This is a genomic window from Bacteroides sp. f07 (genome assembly GCF_042854785.1).
In the GTDB taxonomy this organism is placed as follows: domain Bacteria; phylum Bacteroidota; class Bacteroidia; order Bacteroidales; family Bacteroidaceae; genus Bacteroides.
Genome location: NZ_BAABXI010000001.1, coordinates 2,780,039 through 2,794,484, shown reverse-complemented (window position 1 = coordinate 2,794,484; position 14,446 = coordinate 2,780,039). Strand labels below are relative to the sequence as shown.

The 14,446-nt window shown below is 43.8% G+C and carries 12 protein-coding genes and 1 pseudogene; 10 read left to right on the top strand and 3 right to left on the bottom strand.

The features are described 5' to 3' along the window. Positions 1-3: 3 nt before the first annotated feature. Genes ACGHVY_RS11595 through ACGHVY_RS11580 form a run of 4 tightly spaced genes read left to right on the top strand, consistent with a single transcriptional unit; the run spans position 4 to position 7,279 of the window. Positions 4-3,396: a TonB-dependent receptor gene (locus ACGHVY_RS11595; protein WP_390599160.1), complete on the top strand. Its 3,393-nt coding sequence runs from the start codon at positions 4-6 to the stop codon at positions 3,394-3,396. A gap of 27 nt (positions 3,397-3,423) precedes the next feature. Continuing rightward, positions 3,424-4,881, top strand: a complete 1,458-nt coding sequence (locus ACGHVY_RS11590) for a RagB/SusD family nutrient uptake outer membrane protein (RefSeq protein WP_308744743.1) — start codon at positions 3,424-3,426, stop codon at positions 4,879-4,881. Between the two features lie 25 nt (positions 4,882-4,906). Then, a complete protein-coding gene (locus ACGHVY_RS11585) occupies positions 4,907-6,073 on the top strand; it encodes a metallophosphoesterase (RefSeq protein ID WP_390599158.1) in 1,167 nt (388 codons plus the stop codon). A 36-nt stretch (positions 6,074-6,109) separates the two neighbouring features. Next, complete coding sequence (locus ACGHVY_RS11580) at positions 6,110-7,279, top strand: metallophosphoesterase (protein WP_390599156.1); 1,170 nt, start codon at positions 6,110-6,112, stop codon at positions 7,277-7,279. Between the two features lie 139 nt (positions 7,280-7,418). Here the strand turns inward: ACGHVY_RS11580 and ACGHVY_RS11575 are convergent. Beyond that, a pseudogene (locus ACGHVY_RS11575) lies at positions 7,419-7,631 on the bottom strand (thioredoxin domain-containing protein); the annotation flags it as partial. A gap of 488 nt (positions 7,632-8,119) precedes the next feature. Between ACGHVY_RS11575 and ACGHVY_RS11570 the strand changes: the two are divergent. From ACGHVY_RS11570 to ACGHVY_RS11555, 4 genes are read left to right on the top strand one after another with little or no spacing between them, the layout of a single operon-like run. After that, positions 8,120-9,517 carry an RtcB family protein gene (locus ACGHVY_RS11570; RefSeq protein ID WP_390599154.1) on the top strand — a complete coding sequence of 466 codons (1,398 nt, stop codon included), beginning with the start codon at positions 8,120-8,122 and terminating at the stop codon, positions 9,515-9,517. Positions 9,518-9,521: 4 nt separating this feature from the next. Further along, a complete protein-coding gene (prfH, locus tag ACGHVY_RS11565) occupies positions 9,522-10,142 on the top strand; it encodes a peptide chain release factor H (protein ID WP_175628934.1) in 621 nt (206 codons plus the stop codon). Positions 10,143-10,188: 46 nt separating this feature from the next. After that, positions 10,189-10,896 carry an RNA ligase family protein gene (locus tag ACGHVY_RS11560; RefSeq protein WP_390599152.1) on the top strand — a complete coding sequence of 236 codons (708 nt, stop codon included), beginning with the start codon at positions 10,189-10,191 and terminating at the stop codon, positions 10,894-10,896. A gap of 3 nt (positions 10,897-10,899) precedes the next feature. Further along, entirely contained in the window at positions 10,900-12,009 is a 1,110-nt protein-coding gene (locus ACGHVY_RS11555) for an AAA family ATPase (RefSeq protein ID WP_390599150.1), read from the top strand. Between the two features lie 81 nt (positions 12,010-12,090). On the opposite strand, the gene ACGHVY_RS11550 is transcribed toward ACGHVY_RS11555, so the two are convergent. After that, on the bottom strand, positions 12,091-12,840 hold the full coding sequence (locus ACGHVY_RS11550; protein WP_390599148.1) for a GNAT family N-acetyltransferase: 750 nt from the start codon (positions 12,838-12,840) through the stop codon (positions 12,091-12,093). Positions 12,841-13,074: 234 nt separating this feature from the next. Here ACGHVY_RS11550 and ACGHVY_RS11545 point away from each other — a divergent pair, with 234 nt between their 5' ends. Together ACGHVY_RS11545 and ACGHVY_RS11540 are read left to right on the top strand one after the other, a co-directional pair. Continuing rightward, positions 13,075-13,368, top strand: coding sequence for a type II toxin-antitoxin system HigB family toxin (locus ACGHVY_RS11545; RefSeq protein WP_390599146.1), 294 nt, complete (start codon positions 13,075-13,077; stop codon positions 13,366-13,368). Between the two features lie 50 nt (positions 13,369-13,418). Further along, positions 13,419-13,826 carry a helix-turn-helix domain-containing protein gene (locus ACGHVY_RS11540; RefSeq protein WP_308744752.1) on the top strand — a complete coding sequence of 136 codons (408 nt, stop codon included), beginning with the start codon at positions 13,419-13,421 and terminating at the stop codon, positions 13,824-13,826. Between the two features lie 211 nt (positions 13,827-14,037). On the opposite strand, the gene ACGHVY_RS11535 is transcribed toward ACGHVY_RS11540, so the two are convergent. Then, positions 14,038-14,217 (bottom strand): hypothetical protein, encoded by a 180-nt coding sequence (locus ACGHVY_RS11535; protein WP_390599143.1) that lies wholly within the window; start codon positions 14,215-14,217, stop codon positions 14,038-14,040. Positions 14,218-14,446 lie beyond the last annotated feature (229 nt).

Below are 14,446 nucleotides of genomic sequence, written 5' to 3'. Positions count from 1 at the left end.
TTTATGGAAAAACTACGTAATGTTAACCGACTGGGGAAATATGGAAGACGTCTTTGCATGACATTCCTCTTTCTCTGTATTACGACTTCAGGGCTTATGCAGGCATCAGTGTTTGCACAGGCTACCGTTACAGCCAAATTTAGAAATGTGACACTGAATGAAGTGCTTTGGGAAATTCAGAAACAAACAGACTTTACATTTATTTACAGCACAAGTGATGCGAAGAAAGTCCGGGTGGAAAACCTGAATGTGAAGAATGAACTGATTTCCGAGGTGCTCAACAAATGCCTGCAAAATAGCGGGCTGACCTATACGGTGCATGATGGAGTGATTGCCATCCGTAAGGCTGAACCGGCAAAGGGGCAAGTCGCTGCTGTACAGGAAAAGAGTTATACGATTACAGGTAAGGTGACCGAAGATAATGGCGAACCGATTATCGGAGCCAACGTGATTGTAAAAGGTACGACGAATGGTATGATGACCGACTTGAATGGTAATTTTCATTTGGAAGTAACGGATAAGAAAGTTACTTTGGTGGTTTCTTATATCGGTTACACTTCGCAGGAAGTGGTTGTCACTCCCGGCAAGGCGGTTCATGTAGTTTTGAAAGTGGATAATAACCTGTTGGAAGAGGTGATAGTAACAGGATATGGTACTTTTAAGAAATCGGCTTATGCAGGTTCCGCCAGTATTGTAAAGACGGAAGCGGTGAAAGATGTTCCTAACGTATCATTCCAGCAGATGTTGGAGGGAGCGGCTCCCGGTGTCAGTGTGAATAGCGGTTCGGGCATACCGGGTTCGTCCACGTCTATCCGTATCCGTGGTATGGGTTCGTTCAATGCTTCCAACTCTCCGCTTTATGTAGTGGACGGTGTTCCTGTATTGTCCGGCAACATCGGTGCATCCGGCAGTGATTCCGGTTTGGACGTGATGTCTACCTTAAATACGTCTGATATCGAGAGCATTACTGTTATCAAAGATGCTGCTGCCGCTTCGCTCTACGGTTCGCGTGCAGCAAACGGGGTGGTTATCATCACTACCAAACAGGGAAAGTCGGGCAAGCCGGTCTTCTCACTGAAATCCGACTGGGGATTTTCTAACTTCGCCATGCCTTTCCGCGAGATAATGGGCGGACAGGAACGGCGGAATATGATTCACGAAGGTTTGCGCAATTACGCGTTATCCTACACCGGCAAAGTGGATGAGGATGCCATGGAAGAAGGGCTGCATCCGGGCATGACCGAGAATGAGGCTTGGGCGTATGCGGATGCGAACGTCGACCAATATGCACCGATACCTTGGTGCGGCTTTACGGATTGGGACGATTATCTGTTCCGCAACGGTAGTCATCAGAATTATGAGTTTTCTGCTTCCGGCGGACAGGAGAAGATTAAGTATTACACCTCTATCGGCTACATGAAGCAGGAAGGTGTTACTATTAACTCCGGACTGGAACGTGTTTCCGCCCGTTTGAACGTGGACTACCAAATGGCTAAATGGATGAATATAGGCGCCAAAATACAATTCTCAAGAGTAAACCAGGATACTTACTCGGAAGGTACTACCTACACTTCTCCTATCTACGGTACACGCAACGGTGCTACTCCTTCCGACCCCGTATGGAACGAGGACGGCACATGGAACCGTGAACTTATCAAGTTGGACGACCGCAATCCTATGTTATCCAATTCCTTCAACTTCAAGAAAGAATATGTAACCCGCTCTTTCAATACTGTCTATGCGACTTTCGACATTTGGAAAGGCATCAAGTTTACATCGACATACAGTTATGACTTTGTGATGAACAAGTCGCGTGCATGGAAAGATCCGCGTACCAGTGACGGTGACGACGACAACGGACGTTTCAGCAAGGACTATAATGATATTACGAATATGACATGGTCTAATATCCTGACCTATCAGACCAAGTTTAAGAAGAAACACAACCTGGATTTGTTGGCAGGTTATGAAATCAACAGCAAGGAATCGGACGGATTGGGCGCTACCATTTCCAACTTCGCACGCTGGGATAAGCCGGAGATAAACAATGGTGTGGTCTATCAAAGTATGGGCGGTTCCAACAAGGCGACCCGCATTGTCTCTTATATCACACGTGCCAACTACGATTACGATAATAAATATTATTTGGGCGCCAGTTGGAGAACGGACGGAAGTTCACGTTTGGCAAGAGAGAACCGTTGGGGAAACTTCTGGTCGGTATCGGGAGCATGGAGAGTCAGTTCCGAGAACTTTATGAAACCTGTTCAGGATTGGTTGAGCGATTTGAAACTCAGGGTGTCTTATGGTGTGAACGGAACGTTGCCTTCTTCCTACTACGGCTATTTGGGATTGAGCAGCCTCACCAGCAACTACAATAATAATCCGGGCATATCGCAGTCGCAACTGGAGAACAAGGAACTGACCTGGGAAACTAACTATAACTTCAACTCCGGCATTGACTTGGGATTTTTCGACAACAGACTGAATGTTACATTTGAATATTATGTCCGTACCACAAAGAATCTGCTTTATAGCCGTCCATTGTCTTTGTCTACCGGCTTCTCCAGTTACCTTTCCAATATCGGTAAATTGCAGAATAAGGGTTACGAACTGGAAATCCGTTCAACGAATATCGAAACAAAGAATTTCCGTTGGAGCAGCAGCCTGAATCTGGGACACAACTCCAATAAGATATTGAAGCTGGACGGTGACTTGAAGCAAGTGACTAGCGGAACGACTATACATAAGGTGGGCTTGCCTTATTCTACCTATTATATGATTGAATTTGCAGGCATCGATCCGGCAGACGGTGAGCCGATGTTCTATAAAAATTCGACAGACGAGAACGGAAAACTGAACAAGGAGACCACCAAAGACCCGCGTAAGGCGGAAAAAGTAATTTTGCAATGTGCAGATCCTACTATTACCGGTGGCTTTGGCAACAGCCTTTCCTACAAATGGTTTGACTTGAACTTCAACCTGAATTTCTCTTTCGGTGCATGGAATTATGACGGTGCGGCAGGTAAGTTGGAACATGGTGGTGACGGTACACTGAATATTCCTACTTATTACCGGAAACGTTGGCAGAAAGAAGGCGACGAGACTAATATCGAACGTTTTGTAATCGGTCGTTCCATATCTATGAAAGACTATGCCACAAGCCGTCGTCTGTACAGCGGTGATTACGTCCGCCTGAAGAATCTGACTTTCGGCTTTACCCTACCGAAAACATGGACACGGAAAGTCGGTATTGACAATGTACGCTTATATGCGTCGGGCAATAATCTGTTGACTTGGGCAGCGTATGATTACATTGACCCGGAATCGGGTTCGTCTCCAAGTTGGGATACTCCACCGATGAGAACATATACTTTCGGCTTGGAAGTTAAATTCTAAATGCATTAACCTATTAAATGAGTAAGTATGAAAAAGATAAAATATATAGCTTTAGGTGTCTTTGCAACTTTGTTAAGCGGTTGTGGAAATGACTGGCTGGATTTGCAATCTTCCACGGCTATTGAAACCGAAGGTTCGCTGACTGAATTAAGAGATTTTGAGTTTGTGCTGAATGGTGCATATAGCAGTATGCAGTCGTCCAATTATTACGGCGCCGATATGGTGTGCTACGGTGATTTGACGGGGGATGACATGAAATCTTATAAATCTTCCAGCACCAATGTGAACTACTATACATTCAAGTATAACAAAACGAACGGCCCTAGCGGTTTTTGGGGAATGTATTACGGAGTAGCCAAGAATCTGAATATCCTGTTGCGGGATATTGAAAAGATAGCGTTGGTTCCCGACAGGGAAATAACGACTCCGAAACTGGAAAAGCTGACCGAACAGGTGTATCACGACGATCTGAAAGGGGAGGCTTTGGCAATCCGTGCCCTGCTGTTGTTTGACGTGACGCGTCTTTACGGCTATCCTTATCTCAAAGATAACGGTGCGTCATTGGCTGCACCTATCATTGATAAGGTGGTGGAAGACAAGAACTTCAAACCGTCCCGCAATACGACTGCACAATGCTACAAGGCAATCACTGACGATTTGATTGAAGCGGTGAAGCTGCTGCGTCCGGTGAAGAAAGAGGGGAAAATCAATAAATGGGCGGCAATGACTTTGTTGAGCCGTGTCTATCTCTACATGGGAAATAACGGTGAAGCCTACAATGTAGCCATCGAAGCTATCAAAGGGGCGGAGAAGCAAGGTTATAAACTATGGACGAATGACGAATATGCTAAAATATGGGCGACTCCGTTCAACAGTGAATTGTTGTTCGAGATTGTAAACCTGACAACCGACAGTCCGGGTAAATCGTCAATCGGTTATCTCTGTACCAAATATAACCTGATAGCCACGGAAAAGTACTGGAAGAAGTACATGAAAGAGAAATCCGATGATGTCCGCAGCCAAATGGTTTCTACGGCAAGTAGCAGCAAACCTTTTTGTTTGAAATATCCGGCACAAGGAGATAAAAGTTATGAGGACGCCAATATTCCGATTTTCCGCTTGTCCGAACTTTACCTGAATGCAGCCGAAGCCGCAGTGAAGAAGGATGATATAACGAATACCCGCAAATATTTGAAACCGATTTATGCACGTACAGGAGAGAGTCTGGATGATTTGCCGGACGATGCTATTACTTTGGACTTGGTGCTTGAACAACGTCGTATCGAATTTTGGGGAGAGGGGCAGCGTTTCTTCGACTTAATCAGAAACAATAAGAAGGTGGAACGCACGGACTATTTGAGCGAAGTCCCCGAAGAAGCGCGTTCCTTCGACTGGAACTATTATAAGATAGTACTTCCTGTTCCTAATCACGAAATGGAATACAATGAGAATATGGTTCAGAACCCGGAATATGAATTGCATTGATTAACCGCATTAACGTATAGAAATTATGAAAAAGATATATAGCATTTATTTCCTTTTAGGCTTGTTTGTCACCGCTCTTTATTCCTGCGGTGAAGATTTGGCTCCCGTAGGGCCGGATATAACGGAAGCTACACACTTCCGCAATGACGGGCCTTACCTTTTCTATGAAAACGGTAAGCTTAAAATACTGGAAGTCACGAAAGATAATACGCTTAGCATCCGTGAGGAGTCCGGCCTGCCCGCCGGTCTGAAACTGGATGTGTATTCGGATGATAATAAATTCCTCTTCCAAGTGCCGATTGACAAGATTGAGAACTTTGAGCGTCCGGCATGGAATGACCCTACTGTGTATGGAAAAACCTTTGCCGTCTCCGACCTTCACGGACGTTTCGACTTGTTTGCCGCTATCCTGAAAACAGGACAGGTGATTAACGACCAATATGAATGGATATATGGCAACAATCATCTCGTTATTGACGGTGACATCTTCGACCGTGGTGCGGACGTGCTTCCTATCTTATGGCTTATCTATAAACTGGAATTTGAAGCGCAGGCTGCGGGCGGCAGAGTAACGACCATATTGGGCGACCATGAAGAAATGGTGATGCGTGACAATCTGAAATATACGTTTGCCAAATACAACAACCTCTCACAAAAGGCAATGAATATGACCTACGGAAAGATGTGGGGACTAACGAATGTAATGGGGAACTGGCTGCGTTCTAAAAATACTATTCAGATTGTAGGTGATAACCTATATGTACACGCAGGATTGAGCAAGGCTTTCATGGAACGTACGGAGACTATTCCCGAAATTAACGAACTGGTGGGCAAGAGCATCTACCTCACGAAAGAAGAACGGAAGAAGCAATTCCCGGATATAGCTGATTTTCTTTATGATGATGACTATGACGGGCCATTATGGTATCGTGGAATGGTGAAAACCAGTAGTAGTTATAATCCAATAAAAGAAGCGGATGTCACTAAGTTATTGGGCGATTATAATATTAAGCGCATAATTGTCGGGCATACGGAAAATAGCCGTATAAAGTTTAACTATGGCGGGAAAGTCTGTGACATTTGTGTCAACCACCCTGACGCTTTTGAAGATGAGGAAACCCGTGCTGTGCTCATTGAAGGAGAAAGCATTATGGCTATGAATGATGAAGGGGAATTGAAGAAGATTAAATAGTTGTAATCACAATAGTTATCAGAAAGAGAAAAGAATATGAAGACTCGTTTTTTAAGATTATTCCTTTCTACACTTGTACTCGTATTAATAAGTTCCGGCATAAGTGCCGGAACTTATCATTCGGGGGATAAGAAGAAAGACCACAAAGAGAAGAAAGAACAGAAGGATAAATTGTCCGGTGACGGGCCTTACATACTTTATCAGCCTGACGGCAGTGCGCGTGTTATCAGCGTTAATAAGAAAGGAAAGATTACCGACAAGACTTATGCTGTATTACCCAAAGATTTCAGTTTTCGTGTCACAGACCACAAAGGAAACTATCCGTTCGATGTAAAACTTCATCCGTTGAAACGACCGGATTGGAAATATACCCGTCCGGAAAAGGTATTTGTGATGTCAGACCCTCACGGAAGGTTGAATTGCGTTATCAGCCTGTTGCAGGGAAACGGGGTCATCAATGATAAATATCAGTGGAGTTTCGGCAAAAATCACTTGATTATCATTGGAGATGTTTTCGACCGGGGTAAAGACGTACTGCAAATCTTTTGGTTATTCTATAAACTGGAAGACGAAGCAGCTAAAGCCGGCGGGCACGTCTCTTTCCTTTTAGGCAACCATGAAGCCCTTGTTTTGTCTAACGACCTTCGCTATACAAAAGATAAATACAAGCAACTGGCGCAAAAGCTGGGGAAGGAATATCCTCAACTGTTCGGTTCTGATACGGAACTGGGGCGTTGGCTTGCAACCCGCAATACGATGCAGATTATAGGTACGGACTTATATGTACATGCCGGATTGGGTAAGTTGTTTTATGATAAGGATTTAAGTATTCCTACGGTGAATAGGGAAATGAGCAAGGCACTCTTTATGAGTAAAAAGGAGCGTAAGGCACTTTCTCCACTCACTGAGTTTCTGTATGGTAATGACGGGCCCATATGGTATCGCGGACTGGTGAGGACAGACGAAAAGTATAAACCTTTAGAAAATAAAGACCTGCAAGAAATCCTGAAGCGTTATAAAGTAGGGCACATCATAGTGGGACATACTATTTTTAAAGATATTTCCACTTTCTACAATGGGCAGGTTATCGGTGTTAACGTTGATAATAAGGAAAACCGGGAGAAGAAACGTGGTCGTGCCGTGTTGATAGAAGGTAATACCTATTATGTAGTAGGCGATGCAGGCATCCAGCGAAAGTTATATTAGGCTGGGGATTCCGGGTAGCATCCGGAATTTTCGCTACACAGTGATTTCTTGCATAGCATTTCCGCTATAATATAATGCCCTCTGCCAATCTTCAAAAGACTGACAGAGGGCAGTTTCCATGACGAGAAAAAATCGAAGTTTATTGCTTGGCTTCGTTATCTTGTTTCAACAGAAATTCATCAATAGCTTTCTTTAGCTGCTCCTTGGGCATGGCATCTTGCATAATTCTCGGTTCTTCCTTCATCGGAATCAGCAGCAGGGTGGGGATGCTGCGGATGCCGAATGCAGCAACTAAATCCTGCTCTTTATCTACGTTAATCTGATAGATATCCACTTTACCGATATACTCTTTTCTTTATTTATTTTCTCTGATGCAAAGATAGGGGGATTACAGTTCCTGCGAAATGGCAATTTGCCCGGAACACTTGGCGAAATTTCCTTTCGACAGTTAGTTAATGCTAAAAAATGTCTTTTATTCTTTGGAAGAGAAGAAAATAAGCATTACTTTTGCCGCGATAAAATGAGTATTCACCCTTTAAAACAGTTGGAAAGGGTATAAATTATGCTGGAACAATAATATTTTCAATTTAGGACTAAGTTGTCTCGTCGGGAGGATGAGGCTTTGCAACTTTTTGTTTTCTTACGCTTACCGCAATTCTACTATTACGCGGTAATGGTTGATTAGTCCTGCAATCACATTTTTTATTTTTAAAATAATTCACTTCAATGCTGTGAATGGATGTTTTGTATCCGTTTCCGAAGCATTGGTTATACCGTGTATTACATTGTCTGCCGCCTGTGGGGTGGTCAGGGAATGCTGTATGCGAACAGAAAAAAAGTATGGGAATACGATTAAAAGATTTAAGTAAACTGGGATACCGGGATAATGTAGCTCGTAGTCTGGTAGTGGATATTGTAAGCAAACATTGCAAACATGCCACCAAAGAACAGATTGAAAAGACATTGGGTGATATACTCGAACATCCCGAATCTTATAAAAACAACGAAATTTGGAATAAGCTCGCCGAACGCCTTTCGCCCACTGTGATAGCGAAGGACTTCAGGACTTATGATTTATCGGACGAGCCGCTGATGTATAAAACCTACGGGGGAAAATTCATCGAGACGCTCGCCAAACAGCAAATGAACCTGGCAATGCGCCTGCCCGTGACGGTAGCCGGAGCACTGATGCCCGATGCCCATGCCGGCTACGGGTTGCCTATCGGCGGAGTGCTTGCCACCGACAATGCGGTGATTCCGTATGCCGTGGGAGTTGACATCGGCTGCCGGATGAGCCTGACGGTATTTGATGCCGGTGCGGATTTCCTGAAACGGTATTCGTATCAGATAAAAGAAGCCTTGAAGGATTTCACCCATTTCGGTATGGACGGCGGATTAGGCTTTGAGCAGGAACATGAGGTGCTGGACAGGGAAGAATTCCGTCTGACTCCTTTATTGAGGGATTTGCAGGGAAAGGCGGTACGCCAGCTTGGAAGTTCCGGTGGTGGAAACCATTTTGTGGAGTTTGGAGAAATAACTTTGCAAGAACATAATGTGCTGAATCTTCCCGAAGGGAGTTATGTGGCTTTATTGTCACATTCCGGTTCGCGCGGACTGGGAGCTGCCATTGCCAAACATTACAGCTTGTTGGCGCGTGAAGTATGCCGGCTTCCCCGTGAAGCGCAGCATTTTGCCTGGCTGGATTTGGATTCCGAAGCAGGGCAGGAGTATTGGATGAGCATGAACCTGGCAGGAGACTATGCCCGTGCCTGCCACGAACGGATTCATCTGAACCTGGCGAAAGCACTGGGATTGAAGCCGCTTGCCAATGTCAACAATCATCACAACTTTGCCTGGAAGGAAGAGATTGCTCCGGGACGTATGGCAATCGTGCATCGCAAAGGGGCTACTCCGGCACAAGAAGGACAACCGGGATTGATTCCCGGCAGCATGGCTACGGCAGGATACCTCGTTTGTGGCAAGGGGGTGGAAGACGCTTTGAACTCTGCTTCTCACGGAGCGGGCAGAGCCATGTCCCGCCAAAAGGCGAAGGACAGCTTTACGCAATCGGCTTTGAAAAAGATGTTGTCGCACGCCGGAGTGACCTTGATTGGCGGAAGTGTGGAAGAAATGCCGTTGGCATACAAGGACATCGACCGGGTGATGCATACGCAGGAGACGCTGGTGGAAGTACAAGGTAGATTTATGCCCCGTATCGTACGAATGAATAAGGAGTGATGCGATGAAAGAGAAAGTCTATTTGCAGATAACTTCCGGCAGGGGACCTGCGGAGTGTTGCCGGGTGGTGGCATTGGTGCTTGAACGAATAGTGAGACAGGCACAGGCAAAAGGATTGAAAGTAGAGATGATAGAACGGGAAACAGGTCCGGTGAACCGGACGCTGCTTTCGGCTACAATCTCTCTTCAAGGCGCAGCTAGCGGTGAATTGGTTGATGAATGGGAAGGAACGGTGCAATGGATTGCCCAAAGCCCGTACCGCATTTATCATAAGCGTAAGAATTGGTTTGTCGGCGTACATTCCTTTGTCCTGTCCGAAAGTCAGGAGGCAACGGAACATGATTTCCGTTATGAAACCCTGCGGGCTTCCGGTCCGGGCGGGCAACACGTCAATAAAACTGAGTCTGCTGTCCGTGCAGTGCATATCCCGACAGGGATGAGTGTGGTAGCTTCCGACCAACGCTCGCAATGGCAGAATAAGAAATTGGCTACGGAACGCTTGCTGGTGAAGCTCTCGTCCTGGACAATGGAACAAGCCATGATTCAGGCACAGGAGAATTGGAGCAACCATAATCATCTTCAACGGGGAAATCCGGTGAAGGTGATTCAAGAGTCGCTCATCTAGCTGTGTGATTTAAGAATTTAGTAATTAATTAAAAAAGAAGAAGAAAATGATATCAGAGAAATATGGTCGTACCTATCACTATCCGTTCTCTCCCGGAACGACTAGTGATGACCGGATTAATCATACGTATTGGGAGGACATCCAACGGATTGGGACATTGGTACATACCGAAAAGTTGGACGGAGAGAATAATTGTTTGAGCCAGTGGGGTGTCTTTGCCCGTTCGCATGCTGCGCCGACCACTTCACCGTGGACGAGGCAACTGCGTGAGCGTTGGGAACTGATAAAGAATGATTTAGGTGATATAGAAATCTTCGGAGAGAATCTGTATGCCGTACATTCTATTGAATATCAGCGGTTGGAAACGCATTTTTATGTGTTTGCGGTTCGTTGCATGGACCAGTGGCTGTCATGGGAAGAAGTGAAGTTCTATGCGGCTTTATTTGATTTTCCTACTGTTCCGGAGTTGAAAATAGAGCCTGTTTCCGGTTTGACGCCGGAGCTTCTGAAACAGGAAATCATCCATATGGCACAAGAACCGTCGGTCTTCGGTTCTTGCGACCCGTGGACAAAAGAGGCTTGTACCCGTGAAGGGGTAGTCAGCCGTAATATCGAAGAGTATCCGGTAAGCGGATTTGCGCAGAATGTATTTAAGTATGTGCGGAAAGGGCACGTCAAGACAGACGAGCATTGGACGCGTAACTGGAAGCGTGCCCGGCTTACCTGGGAATTTGCTAATGAAAAGGAGGAATAAGTTATGGATTGGAAATTGATAGAAGATAAATCGTGGAGCTCACTCGAACAACAGTTCGGGTGGGTGCGCGAAATGAATACCGTTCCGCAGGATACTCGTTATCATGCGGAAGGGAATGTAGCGGTACACACCCGTATGGTGCTGGAAGCATTGCAGCAATCTGCTGCTTATCAGTCTCTTTCTGCTTTGGAGAAAGAAATAGTATGGTCAGCCGCATTGTTGCATGATGTGGAGAAACGTTCGACCTCTGTGGATGAGGGAGAGGGGAGAGTGTCTGCCAAAGGACATGCCCGCAAAGGGGAATACACTGCCCGTACTATTTTATATCGGGATTGTCCCGCCCCCTTCCGTATCCGGGAACAGATTGCGTCTTTAGTCCGTTATCATGGGTTACCCATTTGGCTGATGGAAAAGCCGGACTCTGTAAAAAAGCTCTGCGAGGCTTCTTTGCGGGTAGATGCATTATTATTGAAGATACTGTCCGAAGCCGATGTCAGGGGACGTGTCTGTGACGATAAAAAAGAGTTGTTGGAAGCTGTGGAACTATTTGAGATTTTCTGCCGCGAACAGGATTGTTGGAACAAACCGAGAGGGTTTGCCACTGATTATGCACGCTTTCATTACTTCCATACAGCGGGCAGTTATATTGATTATGTCCCCCACGAACAGTTTAAATGTGAAGTCACGATGTTGTCAGGGCTTCCGGGAATGGGGAAAGATTATTATATCCAATCTTCCGGCATGGATATGCCGGTGGTGAGCCTGGACGCCATTCGTCGAAAGTACAAATTGAGCCCTACGGACAAATCAGCGAACGGGTGGGTAGTGCAAACGGCAAAGGAAGAAGCACGAACGTATCTTCGCAAAGGGCAGGATTTTGTTTGGAATGCAACAAACATTACCCGTCAGATGCGGGCACAACTGATAGACTTGTTTGTGGATTATGGCGCAAAAGTGAAGATTGTCTATCTGGAACAACCGTATCACACTTGGCGTCAACAGAATAAGAGCAGGGAATATGCACTTCCCGAATCCGTACTGGATAAGATGTTGGATAAACTGGAGATTCCTTTGTTGACGGAAGCGCATGAAGTGGTGTATCATGTGGTATAATCAAGGAGTATTATACTCCGGCTTTTCAAACTATTTGCAAATCAATTTGCAGGATATTAGGAGAAAAGCCGGAGCTATCATTTATTTCTTGAGTATTCTCTTTAAATAGTCGATACTCGTTAAGTTCACTGTTTCGAAAACACCTTTATAAAACACAGCGAAGTTATTGAAGACACAAGGCAACTCCTTTGCTTTTTCTAGCGTATCCACTTGGATGAAAGATACAGGAACGTCATTTGTTTCACAATACTGTTTTATTCTGTCAATGTATTGAGAGATATAAGGGCATTGCATATCATGATAAATCGTCAACTCTTTGTTTTCAATTTCTAGCTTCTTGGCGTTTGGCGCAAACTTGGGTGTTGTTCCGTCAAAAGAGAGAGCAAGCAATTCATATCCATTATCAGTAGTATCGACAACCTCAAAGCCGAACTTCCTGGCAAATGCCTGGTCGGAAAGCCAGCTCTTTTGTTTTTTTGCCCCAAGCATACACACACCGGATTTACCTTTCTCTTTCGCATCAGCCAGACAATACTCCATGAGTGATTTTCCATACCCTTTTCCTTTGGGACTACCCAGTACCCATAAGCAATACAGATAATAATAGTTGTCGCCGACGATAGGAACCCAAGCTGTTTCAAGAGGGGCATATTCGATAAAAACCGTAGCCTTTGCATTTAATTTTCTAAAGACATGACCTTCGTTGAGCCGGTCGGAAAGCCATTGGCGTTTGGCATCAATACCCGGATGAGACTTCTTACTGCGGATAATGCAACATAAATGCTCGTCGGCAAGGTTTTCATTCGTCAGGTTTATAAAATCAGTATTCATGTGTACGTTTGTTTTAAGTTTGGACATTATCAATTAGTAAGATGTAATTGAGCCTATCTACTATCATTGTTGATTGATTATGAATACAAATGTAGCGAATTTATGTGATAGTATACTTTCCTCGGAAGCTTTTTGTGCAAAACAGAAAAGTAAGAATCGCTATATGATATTCAGATGTAATTTGCAATATTGCAAATTAATTTATATATTTGCAATGACAAAACAAGATTTAAGTTGATACTATCTAATAAGTTGTTATTAAGTGATTTTGTTAGAAAGCATTCGCAGGCGGTTAAACCGTTGAATGCTTGGGTTGAGAAGGTATCGGAAGCTATCTGGCAGAGTCACAATGATGTAAAAGCCACATTTCCCTCGGCAGACTATGTAAAAAACGGTAGATATGTGTTCAATATAGGAGGGAACAAATATAGGATTGTGGCTGTTGTATTATTCGTCGGTGGAGTGATGGAACTGAGGTTTGTAGGTACTCACGAGGAATATGATAAAATAGATTGTTCAGAGATTTAATTTTTTGAGCAGTTAGTTGAATTGGGCTAACCAACTTAATAAAAATAATTATGGCAGACAAAAGCATCAACTGCATCACAACACGGGAACAGTATGATGAAATACGTTCTCGTATGGATGTATTAATTAAAGAAGCAACGAAAAAAGGATTGCTGGAGCCGGGAGAGGATAACGAATATGTTCGTGAAATATCCCGTCTTGCTAAACTAAGTGCAGAATATGAAGATAGTTTTTTGAATATTCTGCCTTTGAGAGTGAAAAATCCGCTTATTCAATGTATGGAAGACTATTTTTATAGTCGGAATTTAAAGCGTAAGGATGCGGCGGAATTATTGGGGGTAAATGAGTCTGTATTTAGTCAGATAATGAATGGAAAAAGAAAAATTTCCGTCTCGTTGGCTAAAAAGTTATATACAGATCTTAATATCAATGCAGATTTGATAATTCAAAATTTGTAATAAGTAGAATAATTCAATAAAGGGTAGGCTTATCAAGTCTACCCTTTTTATCTATTATTCAGAAAGAATTTGTTTGGAATCGCATGGACTTGAATAAAATATTCTACATAATGAAAAAAAGTTCTATCATACTATCATTCATTTTTATATTATCTTAATTATCAGAAGAATAAGTATGATAGATGATTTTACAAGAAGGTATCTATCATACTTACACCACCAAAAACAGGGTATCTATCATCAATAAAACAGCCGAATAAAGGTCGAACAGGCGTAAGATAGCTTGTTTTTGTTGCAATGAATCCGTATAAATCCGACTATCATGGCTTAATAATCCATTAGGAATAGCGGTCTTTTTATAGCCCACATATGTGTGATATACAGCCCTCATGCGTGGGCTGTACGGTTTACATATGCGGGCTATACAGCCTACATATGTGGGCTATAAAAAGACTGCTATTCCTAATGGATTATTAAGCTGTCAAATACGGGTTATCATCCTATAAAGTGGGTATCTTTATGCCTTTATATGGGTATTTTCACCTGATACTACACTAAAATAGATACAGTATTGGTATGATAGATACCAACTTTTTGCGATAAAAGTATGATAGATACAT

Excerpts from the sequence above, each read along its gene's own strand:
- ACGHVY_RS11560 (WP_390599152.1), top strand. The coding sequence starts at position 10,189 with ATGATATCAGAGAAATATGGTCGTACCTATCACTATCCGTTCTCTCCC.
- ACGHVY_RS11550 (WP_390599148.1), bottom strand. The coding sequence starts at position 12,840 with ATGAATACTGATTTTATAAACCTGACGAATGAAAACCTTGCCGACGAG.
- ACGHVY_RS11590 (WP_308744743.1), top strand. The coding sequence starts at position 3,424 with ATGAAAAAGATAAAATATATAGCTTTAGGTGTCTTTGCAACTTTGTTA.
- ACGHVY_RS11580 (WP_390599156.1), top strand. The coding sequence starts at position 6,110 with ATGAAGACTCGTTTTTTAAGATTATTCCTTTCTACACTTGTACTCGTA.
- ACGHVY_RS11585 (WP_390599158.1), top strand. The coding sequence starts at position 4,907 with ATGAAAAAGATATATAGCATTTATTTCCTTTTAGGCTTGTTTGTCACC.
- ACGHVY_RS11535 (WP_390599143.1), bottom strand. The coding sequence starts at position 14,217 with ATGAGGGCTGTATATCACACATATGTGGGCTATAAAAAGACCGCTATT.
- ACGHVY_RS11540 (WP_308744752.1), top strand. The coding sequence starts at position 13,419 with ATGGCAGACAAAAGCATCAACTGCATCACAACACGGGAACAGTATGAT.
- prfH (WP_175628934.1), top strand. The coding sequence starts at position 9,522 with ATGAAAGAGAAAGTCTATTTGCAGATAACTTCCGGCAGGGGACCTGCG.
- ACGHVY_RS11570 (WP_390599154.1), top strand. The coding sequence starts at position 8,120 with ATGGGAATACGATTAAAAGATTTAAGTAAACTGGGATACCGGGATAAT.
- ACGHVY_RS11555 (WP_390599150.1), top strand. The coding sequence starts at position 10,900 with ATGGATTGGAAATTGATAGAAGATAAATCGTGGAGCTCACTCGAACAA.
- ACGHVY_RS11595 (WP_390599160.1), top strand. The coding sequence starts at position 4 with ATGGAAAAACTACGTAATGTTAACCGACTGGGGAAATATGGAAGACGT.